This window comes from Bacillus sp. ISL-75 (genome assembly GCF_018613095.1).
Genome location: NZ_JAGGQX010000079.1, coordinates 28,348 through 40,236, shown reverse-complemented (window position 1 = coordinate 40,236; position 11,889 = coordinate 28,348). Strand labels below are relative to the sequence as shown.

The window sequence follows — 11,889 nt, the reverse complement described above, 5'->3', positions numbered from 1 at the left end:
ACCTAGGCGAAGACTACTTTGACAAACAGAAACAGCAATCCATTGTCCGGCATTCACTTCGAAGACTTGAAAGTTTAGGATACATCGTTACTTTACAAGAACCAGAAGCATCTTAATCTATTCAACTCAATTCCTAAGATTCATGATTAGGCGCTCTCCCCTTTTTAAAAAATGAATGAGCTGCGTCTTCTTTAGTATTGCCTTTTTTTCTGAATTACAGAAGTTTATTTTCATGGTAGCTTAAGTACATTGCTTCACAATATTCTCGTAGTACGACATTAATCGTAATTCACAAAGCACCCGCATCCACCAATATCAAACATATCAATTTGCTCCGTTTGGTTTGCTTGGTACTCTTTTCTTAATTGCTCCAGTGACAAGTTTTCCTGCACTTTGTTTCTTGTTCTTTTCAAGATAGTTACTTCTTTGCCTAGATAAGCTTGCATTTCCTTTTCGTAATTCTCTAGCCATTCATAACGATCTGGAAAGGTTTTAAGTAGATGGATAAAGTGACCTTGTCCACCTCTCACACACATTCCTGAACAGTTATTATGAGAAAAACCAAGTTTGTAAAGTTTAGGAATTTTTATGCCTACCGTTTCCAAATAACTAATCATTTCAACTTTGGATAGATAAGGCTCTTGACACATTGGAAACTCAGCTTTTACGGTGCCCAATTCCTTGTAGTTGCCTTTGTGCGGTGTTCTTCTGTCCAATCAATACCTAAGTAAAGGATACATTCATCAGGCTGGAAATTGGCTTTTATCCACTTCTCAGCAGTCTTTTGTTTTAGCATGTGTGAACATTGAGCCAAACGACTATTTCCAAGCCATCTAACATCTTTAAGAACCCACACAATCGTCCACCTGTGTGGGTTTTTATCGTTTAAATTTCTACAAATGGTATATACTTGATAATAATTGAATATGACATTTTTTGTTATAATTACCCGTGGAAGGTAGATGAAGAACCCATAGTCCCCGCTTTGGGTTCTTTTTCGTTATCAGCTACCCTGTCCGGCATACAATCAGAAATGGAAGTATTAGTGCCAGAAAACGCCCGCTATGTAGCAGAAAAAATAATTAAGCACAGCGACCGGGGATGGGAGGTTTATGTGCGGGAGGTATAAGCATGGCAGACAAAAAAGACCAGCTCACGATCCACGAAAAGTGGGAAATCGACAGCAAACAAGGCATTAAAACAGAAAAAGGACCGGAAGCCAGGGAAGCCGAAGAAACCGGCGCCCTTTTGGAGATAGAAGATCGGTCGAAATAGGTAAAAACATAGAAAGAGCTCTTATTACAAAAAGTAATTGGAGCTTTTTTTATTTGTCTAAAAAGGAGCCGAGATCATGGAACGAAAATAAAAAGCAGCCACCAAAAAGTGACTGCCCAAAACCATGTACGTTTTTATATCAAATTATTGATAGGTGAATATTTCTTGTGTTGTCCTTGAACATCCATATTGCTCATCTGAATGTATTTACGTGTCATACTCATATCCGTATGCCCTAAAGTCTTTTGTAAGCTAAATGGGTCTCCACCATTTTTAATATACCATAACGCTCCAGTATGACGGAATGTATGAGGACTGACACGTTTTTTAACCCCTGCTACCCTTCCGAGATCTCTCATGTCAATTCTGATCGTAGCATGATTAATTTCGTGTCCAACATAAGTTAAGAATAAATTTTCATCCTCGAAATCCTCGGTAATTTCCATATATTCTTTTAGTAATTCAATTGTAGGTTCGGTAATTGGCACGATTCGGGCTTTTCTGGTCTTTGTGTCCATTGCCTCAAGGAATATTTCACCCTTCTCAAGATTTACGTTGCTCCGCTTCATTGCACAAAGTTCAGAAATGCGTACTAGCGTATCTAATAGAACATAAATGATTACTTTATTTCTGAATCCAGTGTACGTCGAATCGTCAATGACGCCGATCATCCTCATAACTTCTTCGGGTGTAAATGATTCTAACGTATCTTCTGGTGTTTTGATCGGCTTGAAATCCTCATGGATAGGTTCATTAATCCATCCCTTCTTGTGACAGTATTTAATAAATGCTCTCATATTACGAATGCATATATTAACTGTCATAGGAGAAAGTTCTTTGTCATGAATCATATACCCTATATATCCTTGAAAATCTTCAGTAGTGACGTTCTCATTCGTCATCTCTTCACCAAGAAACTCTTTGAGATAGGCATAGTTATTGTAGTACTCATCAATTGTCCTAGATGCTAAACCTTCTGTTTTCTTAGCAGTCATAAACTTATCAAACATCTCATCCAATGTCAGGATATTTGAATCAGCCTTAGTTTTCGATTTACTACCCTCTCTAATCTTACCTAGTTTTGGCTTAACCTTTTTTTGCATAAAAATAACCTCCAACGAATAATTATTTGGAGGTTGAAGGAAACGTTCTCTACAGTCTCGGCGACAGTCCCTCTACAGTCTTGCCGGTAGATAGGCGTGAGACTGGTGAAGGAATATGTAAAAACTTTTATCAATATAAAATTGCGAAAACCCTTGATACAATTGACTTAATGGCGGAACTGCGTGGGAATCAAACCCACCAGACCTGACACGCAGGTCTCAAGCAGTTTTGAAGACTGTGGAGGAGACACTCGACTTAAGCCTCTCTGAATCTTTCTGACAATTTATACAGAACGAAATTAGATGAGTAGTTGTACATCAAAGGAAAGATAATTTCGTTTAAATGCAAATCTCCAACACACTAAAAATTGTATATTATAAATTTTTTAAAATACTACTTGCATTGTTCTTATATCGTAAACCTGCCTGAACATAACGATCAACCATCTCCCTGGTTTTATGGCCCGTTTGTTTCATTATGGCTATTTCCGTCATTCCCATCATGGCCGCGCTTGTCGATAGTCCACTTCTCAAACTATGTGCCGCAAAGTCGTTTACATCCATACCAAGTTCCCCGATATATTTCTTTATGATGAGTGCTACAGATTTATCACTCAACCTTTCCTTGATATTTCCATGCCGATCAATGGAACGAAACAACGCTCCAGTAGTGGTTTTACTTATTTTAATCCATTCTTTAGTTGCTTTAACTGGGCAAAATTCATTGTACGTATAAACAACACCTTTTATAAGATCATCATTTTTCGTTTTAGTTTCGCGAACCCTTACGTCCATTCCAAAGTCGTTGATTTCTAAATCTTCTATATCAATAGATACCAATTCTGAACGTCGGCTCGCAAGGGCAAAACCTAATAATAGGATGGCTTTATCTCGTACACCAATAAGAGTCGAGATATCAATTTTATCGATTAAGGCCGGAAGCACCTGTAGCATCAATGCCTTTTTCGGTTCTTGCCGAGTACCGATCTCTCTTTTAATTCCTTCCAATAAGGCTTGGACCTCAACTTCCTTGGATGGTGGAAGAAGATGTTTGAATTTATGTGCCATATTAATAGAAGAAACTCGTCTTCGTATAGTCGAATATTTATGTGTTGTTGCCAATTCCGATAAATAAAGGCACAGTGTACCCGCAGATGCCGGAAGGGGATCTCGCCCATTCAACTCACACCACTCTGTGAAATGCTTCCAGTCCGACGCGTAACTTCTCTGGGTGTTCTTACTTTTAGAGTTTTGTATGTAGAATTTAATTTTTTCCAGTTTTTCTTTGTCAATCTGAAGAAATTTTCCACTTTCAGTTAACTGCATAATCGAACCTCCTTAACGGCTGGTTTTTCCGGTTTTAAGTTCCGATAACTATATATTATCGGAACTTAGTATTTTCGTAAACAAAATAGAGAAAAAATCCATGATTTTAATTCACACAAATTAGAAGTTAACCTTTCTAAAATGGTAACATCTAATAACCACATTAATAAATAGTCAAGACTATAATGAAATTTAAAATATATCATGTATTAATAGAAGGAGCCAGTCACGATGAGCACAAACAATATGAAACTTTGCACATTGAAATGAATATGTATTTACAATTAAACCGCATGGTGATGAATTTCAAATAAGGATTCAGGTTACATATAATCTTAATCATAATAGAGAGCTTTTTTGCAATATTACTTATAGGAAAACTCTTTATCCCTCCCTAATATCTATTCGTAAAGCAATAGCTATCTATCACCAAATACTTTAATCCAATATGGACTTTCTAAAATTCTACAATTATTGAATATTATTAAGATGTTTAAAATTAAATAATAAAATACTCCCATTATTTAGGGTGTTGGAGATTTACATTCTAGCGCATTTATCTTTTCTTTTATGTACAATCATACATGTAATTTCGTTGTAGGTTAATTGTTTATTAATTCAAGGAAAAAGGTTATATATACAAATATTTGTCTCTTCTTTTAAAAAAGATCATTTTATTGTTAAAGAAACACTATCGGCTTACCTTTTATCTATGATTTTTAATATTATTATTATTATGATCTATATCTAAAATTAATGATGCAAAATACTATATAAACGTAAATAACAACAATTATATTATATATGACTTTAATAATATATATTTTGACATATATGTTGTTAATTTTGTGAGATAATTAATATTCCTTTCGTCACCTAGCTTGAATAGATTAAAGTCAATCGATAGCAAGGAATAAAATTTCTTCATAAATACAAAAAGTCTCGTAAAATTCTTTCGAGACTTTTTGTATTTATGAACAATTATAATTTTTAAAGACACACACAGTTTTGAAGTTAGAGGGACGGTGTTATTTTTGGTTATTCTTCAGGCTCAAATCTTACCTTATGTTACTTTTAATGATTTTCCTTGCTAATCTTCAGGAATGTTGATTGGTTTTCTGTACAATCTATACATACTTATCATCCGTGTAGTATGAGTGCTCTTCCCAGCTGATGGAACTATGAAGGGTCACCGTAATATATATTCCCCAATTTCACCATTTGGTACGATAGTATCGTCCCAAATCACAGGAACATTTTTAATAAATATAAATTCAGCCAAAGTCATAATTTCACAGCAAATGCTTCGTACGGTTTTAAATCAAGTTGCTTAAAGTCAATCACTGATCTTTCATAATTACTGATAATTACATAATCACTTTGTCCAAAATCCGATAGTTCTACTGTTGTTACCTCTTCATTAAAGTTTGCTACAACAACCCAAGTCTGTCCTTTATAATGACGCATATAGATAAAGACCTGCTCAGGTACATCCATTACTAATTCAAAGTCTCCCCAGACAACAATTGGATTTTCTTTTCTTAATTGAATTAATTTTTGGTAGCAGTAAAAAATAGATTTGGAATCTTCTAGGTTTGCTTTTACATTAATCTCATCAAAATTTGGATTTACATGTAACCAAGGGGTACCAGATGTAAATCCAGCGTTTTGTGAATCATCCCATTGCATTGGTGTCCTAGCGTTATCGCGTCCCATTGCGTTGATTGACGCAATTATATCTTCTTTTTCATAACCGTTTGCCAAACGCTCATGGTACATATTCATGCTTTCAATATCATCGACTTCACTTATATCTTTTACAGGACAATTCGTCATGCCAATCTCTTCACCTTGATAGATGTAAGGTGTTCCCTTCATTAGGTGAAGCAAAATTGCAAACATTTTTGCACTTTCCACTCGATACGTTGTATCATTTCCCCACCGGGACACAATTCGAGGTAAATCGTGGTTGTTCCAAAACAAACTATTCCAACCCTCATTCCCTAAGGATGTTTGCCATTTACTAAGGACCTGTTTTAATTCCTCTACCTCTAACCGATTAAGGTCCCATTTTTCTTTACCGGGTTGTTGGTCCAGGCAAACATGTTCAAATTGGAAGACCATGGATAACTCATTACGTTTTGGATCAGAATAAAGCTTGGCAATTTCTGGCGTTGCCCCCCAGGTTTCTCCAACTGTTAACACATCGTGTTTTCCAAAGGTTTCCCGATTCATTTCTTGCAAGTAATCGTGTAATCTTGGCCCATTTCCTGTTACTTCTTCATCTGGAATTTTACCGATTAAATCAATCACATCCATCCGAAATCCACCAACACCTTTTTCTAGCCAAAAATTCATCATATCCCATACTTCTTGTCTGACTTTTTCGTTTTCCCAGTTTAAGTCTGGTTGTTTTTTGCTGAATAGATGTAAATAATATTGACCAGTCTCTTCATCATACTCCCAGGCTGAACCACTAAACGTTGATCTGAGTGAATTAGGTGCTTCACCGTGTACGGGGTCTCTCCAGACATAATAATCACGATAAGGATTGTCTTTACCTTTACGAGATTCGATAAACCACTTGTGCTCATCTGATGTGTGGTTAACAACTAAATCCATTATGATTTTAATGTTTCGTTGTTCTGCCTTCTTAATCAACTCATCCATGTCATCCATCGTGCCAAATTCTGTCATTATATCTTGATAATCACTAATATCATAGCCATTATCATCATTTGGTGATTGGTAGACTGGGCTAAGCCAAATGGCAGTAATCCCCAGTTTTTCTAAATACTCTAATCTGCTTATAATACCTTTTAAATCACCAATTCCATCACCGTTACTATCCATAAAGCTGCGAGGATATATTTGATATACGACACTCTCTTTCCACCATTTTTTCTCCATATTGATCTTCCTTTCATTTCTTATATTCATATTTCAACGTAAACGTTTACGGTTAAGCGATTTTATAACGTTGAGTGAAAGTAATAAATCCATCATTTTCACTCAACGTTACAAAATACTGAATCTTATTTTAAGGAACGGACCGTGTCACGTTCAACTATTCGATGGGGAAAAATCTGATTCACAATTACATATGGATCCAATAATAGCTGAACGGAGGACCTTCCCATTTCGTATAATGGCTGCGCTACCGTCGTAAGTGGAGGAATCGCCTTTTCAGCCGTTGGAGTGTTATCAAACCCAATAACCGATAGTTTTTCTGGAACTCTGATTCCTTGTTTATATAAAAAAGATAATGCACCTGCAGCCATTTCATCACTTGCACAAAATACACCTGTAATGGACGGATCATTGCTTAATAATTGATCCATACATTCTATTCCACTTTTAAAATGATAATCGCCGTGCGTAACCATTTCATTGGTTACTTTTATACCAGCGTCATTTAACGCATCCGTAAATCCTTTTACACGTGGAATGGTCGCGACAGCATCTTCTTTTGTTCCTGCAATCATCCCAATACGAGAATGACCCTTTTTAATTAGATAGGCTGCAGCATCATATGAAGCTTGATAATCATCCACTTTTAAAAATCGTATAGGATAGTTTGTTTGGGTTGCGACTAATACTACCGGTACCTTCATCATTTCTATCTGTTTATATTCATCAGGCGTAATCGTGCCACTCACCATAATAATTCCATCTACACGTTTTTCATACAAAGTTTGTAAATAATCCCTTGTACGATAGTTTGTTTTACAGATCATCACAGTATAACCAAGCTCATGAGCACGTTCCTCAACCCCTGCCAGAACCTCATTTGCAAATAGCTGTGATACATCGGGGACAAGGACGCCAATTGTTTTTGTTTCACGATTAATCAAACCCCGGGCAACAGCGTTAGGCTGATAGCCAATCGATTCAATCACTTGTTCTACCCGCTGTTTCGTTTTTTCAGAGTAGCCTGGTAGGTTATTCAAAATACGAGAAACAGTCGCGACAGATACACCTGCTTGTTTTGCTACATCTTTAATAGTAACCATTATCTATCACCAACTTTCACGTAAACGTTTTACTAATAAACATTACCACATGTGTAAAACTTCTTCAACAGCTTTACATCCCCCTATTATTTGTATGTTCTTGAATTATGATATACTAAAGAACTAACTAACTATTCGAAAAGAGAAGAAGCGAGATTCTGACGCATCACCTGCTAGTAATTGAAGCGATCATTTTTCATTCCTTCTCTTTTACTAATAACAACAACGATTAAGTGAGATCAATCATCATTAACCTTTATTTGCCCCTGCTTTCAGTCCTTCTGTAAGATGATCCTGGAATATAAAGAATAAAATCGTAATTGGTACAGCTACTAACACAGCACCGGCAGCAAAGTTAGTGAACTCTGTATTCCCGCGGCCGGTTACCATCTCGAACAGCCCAACAGCCAATGTTTTCTTTTGATCAGAACGTAGAACAAGCTTTGCAAAAATAAAGTCCATCCACGGTCCAATAAAGTTTGTAACCGCCACAAAGACTAGAATAGGTTTTGAAAGTGGCATCATGATTTTATAGAAAATCGTCATATGGCTGGCACCGTCAATTTTTGCTGCTTCTTCAAGACTTTTTGGGAAACCGTCAAAGTACCCTTTCACAAGCCACGCACCAAATGGAATCGATCCTCCGGCATAAACGAGAACGAGTCCCCAATGGTTGTCGAGTAAATTCATTTGCAATAATAGGATATAGATAGCAATCATGCCCATAAAGCTAGGAAACATTTGCAAAACAAGCATGGTCATTAAACCTTGTTTTCTTCCGGGAAAACGAAATCTGGAAAAAGCATAAGCTGCTGTTACAACTAGAAGCGTAGACAATATCGTATTCGCGAATGCAATTTTCAACGTATTTTTATACCATAATAGATAATCCGTTTCTTTAAATAGATATTGATAATGTACAAATGATATAGAATCAGGAATTAAACGAGTAGAGAATAAAGAGTTTCCTGGGTTCATAGAACCAGTTAGAATCCAAATGACAGGGTATAAAATAAATACCGTTGTTATGATTAAAATAGTATAAATAACGGTATGGCTAATTTTCTTTTTTAAGCTTAATCCCATCATGACATCATATCCTCCTCTTTAAAGGCTTTTGTTCTTCTAAAGTTCCAAATGGAGAATGTAGCAATCACAACGAAAATCAATATGGAGACGACAGAAGCCATTGCAAATTGATTATTGTCCAGTGTCAGTTTATAAATCCAGCTTATCAAAATGTCTGTCGATCCGGCATAGCTATAATCCACATTGACAGGTCCGCCTTCTGTCATTAAATAAATAATGTTAAAGTTGTTAAAATTTCCTGCAAAAGACATGATCGCAAGTGGTGCAGTCGCAAACATCATCAACGGCATGGTAATTTTCCAAAATTTTTGTATTGGTGATGCACCATCCACATCTGCTGCTTCGTATATTTCTTTATCTATACTTGTTAATACTCCGCTCATTAATACCATCCAGAAGGGAAAGCCAAACCACATATTGACAACAATAAGTGTCATTTTCGCCCATAATGGATCGGATAACCAAGGGATTGCATGCTGAATCACACCCAAGTCCATTAAATAACGATTTAAAGGACCAAATTCACCATTAAAAATGTTTCTCATGATTAAAATCGAAACAAACTGTGGAATCGCCCATGGCAGGATAAAAATGCTTCGCCAAAACTTTTTCAATTTAATTCCTTGCTGGTTAAGTAATACAGCGAAAAAAAGTCCTAAGAAAAAAGTGGTAGCAGTTGAAATAATGGCCCAAACAACGGTCCATGAAAACACACCATAAAAAGTGGCACTCCATGTTTTCATTTGAAACAGCTGAATAAAGGTATCAAATCCTACCCAATCCACTAAGTGCTTTGGCGGCAGGTGATTGGGTGCTGAATAATTTGTAAATGCAATTAAAATACCAAATAATAATGGAAGAATGGTTAGAAAAGCTGTAAATAGAACAGAGGGTGTTAACAAAATATAAGGAAAGCCATTTTCCCATATGTTTTTAAACATCTCTTTTGCGTTATTAGGTTTAATTCCCTTTTCATTTCTAACGGCAACCTTATAGGCATCCCGAATATTTAAATAATAGAACCATAGGAAAAGTAGGGATGAAATTAAAAATATGATTCCGTTAATTAATAAGAAAATGGAATGGTCACCCTGAACAATTTTAAACCCGACCCGATGCTGAGGTGTTTCCCCTAATGTTGTAATCCCCCACATAGCCCATTGGAAAGGGACCGTCCAAAATATAAGCAGATACAATTCCAGTGCTAAAAAACTCAATCCTTTTACGATTTGTCGATTATACAGCTGTCCAAGTCCCATAAATAATCCGGAAAGTATAGCAGCCATTCTAGGCTTTGTCAGGAATGATTTTTTAGCTGGTTGCGGTGATTTAGAAGATTTTTTTCTATTCTTTGATTCATACTTTTGCGAGATAGGCAGTTGATCATCTACATATTTTCGAGCTGTCGTATTCATTTTTCACCCTCCTTTTGAAATGAGAGGCTGGACTCTCCAGGCATTAACCCCTTAAACCAACAAAATAGATAGATTTCTCTCAGGAAAAGCATACTATTTATTTTGCTTTCGGGAGACTTACCAATGAGTCAGCCTCATTTTTAAATGTAATTATTTAGTCTGGGACTTGATGGCATCTTTAATTTGTTGAACCCCTTTATCCAGTGCTGTTTGAGGTTCAGCAGCCTTATTCCAAATCGCTGTATATGCCACTTCTTCTGCACCCCATACATTTTGCATTTCAGGGATATTAGGCATTGAAATGGAATATTGTGCTTGTTCTAAGAAAGCATGATTTAATTTGTCTTGCTTAATGGTTTCATTTTCTAATAATGCTTTAGAAGGTGGCAGCTGTCCTGTTAATTCATAACGTTTTAACAGCATTTCATCACTTGTCGCGAATTTTGCCAACAATGTCGCTGCTTGTGGATATTTACTATAAGCATTAACATAGTAGGCCTTTGTTCCTGAAAAAGTGGTTGGAACTTCCCCATTGTCAAGTTTCGGTAGAGTTGTAATTCCAAAATTGACTTTAGCATCTGAATAGCCTTTCACCATCCAAGGACCAGTGATATTATATAAAAGTTTTCCTTCAGTAAAGTAAGAATTGATGACATCACTGGTAAGGTCTTCTTTTTTCAGCGGCAATAATTCATCACGGATACGTTGCATTAATTTCGCTGCTTTTAGCGAACCTTCATTGTTTAAACCAATTTCATTTGGATCTGTATTTTTGTCCCCGAAAATATAACCGCCATATCCTCCAACAAATCCATGGATTAAGTAGAAATTACCTGGTTCAATCATGAAACCATATGAACCTTGGTGTTTTTTCTGAAACTCTTTCGATTGCTTGATTAATTCTTCCATTGTTTCGGCTGGTTTAAAGCCCATTTCATCCAATAAAGTTTTGTTATAGAAAAGGGCAACTCCTTCAATGTTTAACGGGAAACCAAATGTTTTAAGCTTGCCCTCTTCATCTTTTGCAGATACGGCTGTAATGGCACTATCCATAAAGCGTTTCTTATATTCATCTGCATAATAGTTATCATAAACTAATCCAGCCTTGCTCATCTCTCCTAAATGATCGTTGGCCGCATTAAATACGTCTGCTCCTAATCCGGCAGGACCATCTGTTTCAAGCTTTCCAGGAGCATCAGTATGATTTACATTTGCATATTTAACCGGGATTCCATATTTTTTTGTGAATTCTTTTGCGACATATTTTGCCCATTCACCTTCTTCATCCTTGTTATCCCATAAAACCAGCTTTGCTCCTTCTTCCGGGGTAATTTCTTCTTTTGCTGTTTCTTTTGCTGAACTGCTTTTAGCGGTTTCTTTAGAAGCTTCTCCTCCCGTTTGGGCCCCTGGCTTACTGCATGCTGCTAATGCAAATAGTAACAGTGCGATTAAAGATAGATTTAATAGCTTTTTCAAAATAATTCCCACCTTTTGATTTATTAATATTTATCTCAATGCTTATTTGGTAAAGTTTCTACCAAAATAAACAGTTGAAAATTTAAGTTAGTGCAATCGTTTGCACAATTGGCTAAAGTGTAACTATACTTCGAATTCTTTTTTAAAATAATGGAAAATAGGAAGGCATTTTAATTTGTTCCTTTTCTCCCT

The 11,889-nt window shown here is 36.1% G+C and carries 10 protein-coding genes; 1 reads left to right on the top strand and 9 read right to left on the bottom strand.

The window, feature by feature from the left end:
- Positions 1–278: 278 nt before the first annotated feature.
- Both J7E63_RS27345 and J7E63_RS27340 read right to left on the bottom strand, forming a co-directional pair.
- Positions 279–677: a hypothetical protein gene (locus J7E63_RS27345; protein WP_215018241.1), complete on the bottom strand. Its 399-nt coding sequence runs from the start codon at positions 675–677 to the stop codon at positions 279–281.
- Positions 665–856 carry a hypothetical protein gene (locus J7E63_RS27340; RefSeq protein ID WP_215018239.1) on the bottom strand — a complete coding sequence of 64 codons (192 nt, stop codon included), beginning with the start codon at positions 854–856 and terminating at the stop codon, positions 665–667. Before J7E63_RS27340 ends, J7E63_RS27345 begins: the two co-directional genes overlap by 13 nt.
- 275 nt (positions 857–1,131) lie before the next feature.
- Here J7E63_RS27340 and J7E63_RS27335 point away from each other — a divergent pair, with 275 nt between their 5' ends.
- Positions 1,132–1,275: a hypothetical protein gene (locus J7E63_RS27335; protein ID WP_215018236.1), complete on the top strand. Its 144-nt coding sequence runs from the start codon at positions 1,132–1,134 to the stop codon at positions 1,273–1,275.
- A gap of 134 nt (positions 1,276–1,409) precedes the next feature.
- On the opposite strand, the gene J7E63_RS27330 is transcribed toward J7E63_RS27335, so the two are convergent.
- From J7E63_RS27330 to J7E63_RS27300, 7 genes are all read right to left on the bottom strand, one after another.
- On the bottom strand, positions 1,410–2,378 hold the full coding sequence (locus J7E63_RS27330; protein ID WP_215018234.1) for a tyrosine-type recombinase/integrase: 969 nt from the start codon (positions 2,376–2,378) through the stop codon (positions 1,410–1,412).
- A gap of 375 nt (positions 2,379–2,753) precedes the next feature.
- Entirely contained in the window at positions 2,754–3,704 is a 951-nt protein-coding gene (locus J7E63_RS27325) for a site-specific integrase (RefSeq protein WP_215018232.1), read from the bottom strand.
- A gap of 1,284 nt (positions 3,705–4,988) precedes the next feature.
- Complete coding sequence (locus J7E63_RS27320; RefSeq protein WP_215018230.1) at positions 4,989–6,614, bottom strand: glycoside hydrolase family 13 protein; 1,626 nt, start codon at positions 6,612–6,614, stop codon at positions 4,989–4,991.
- Between the two features lie 125 nt (positions 6,615–6,739).
- Positions 6,740–7,717, bottom strand: a complete 978-nt coding sequence (locus J7E63_RS27315; protein WP_251026771.1) for a LacI family DNA-binding transcriptional regulator — start codon at positions 7,715–7,717, stop codon at positions 6,740–6,742.
- Positions 7,718–7,966: 249 nt separating this feature from the next.
- The gene (locus tag J7E63_RS27310) at positions 7,967–8,803 is read right to left on the bottom strand and encodes a sugar ABC transporter permease (protein ID WP_214713632.1); all 837 of its coding nucleotides are present in this window, start codon (positions 8,801–8,803) and stop codon (positions 7,967–7,969) included.
- Positions 8,803–10,221: a carbohydrate ABC transporter permease gene (locus J7E63_RS27305; protein ID WP_308160481.1), complete on the bottom strand. Its 1,419-nt coding sequence runs from the start codon at positions 10,219–10,221 to the stop codon at positions 8,803–8,805. The genes J7E63_RS27310 and J7E63_RS27305 overlap by 1 nt, the downstream gene beginning before the upstream one ends.
- 150 nt (positions 10,222–10,371) lie before the next feature.
- A complete protein-coding gene (locus J7E63_RS27300; RefSeq protein ID WP_214713555.1) occupies positions 10,372–11,697 on the bottom strand; it encodes a sugar ABC transporter substrate-binding protein in 1,326 nt (441 codons plus the stop codon).
- Positions 11,698–11,889: the final 192 nt, after the last annotated feature.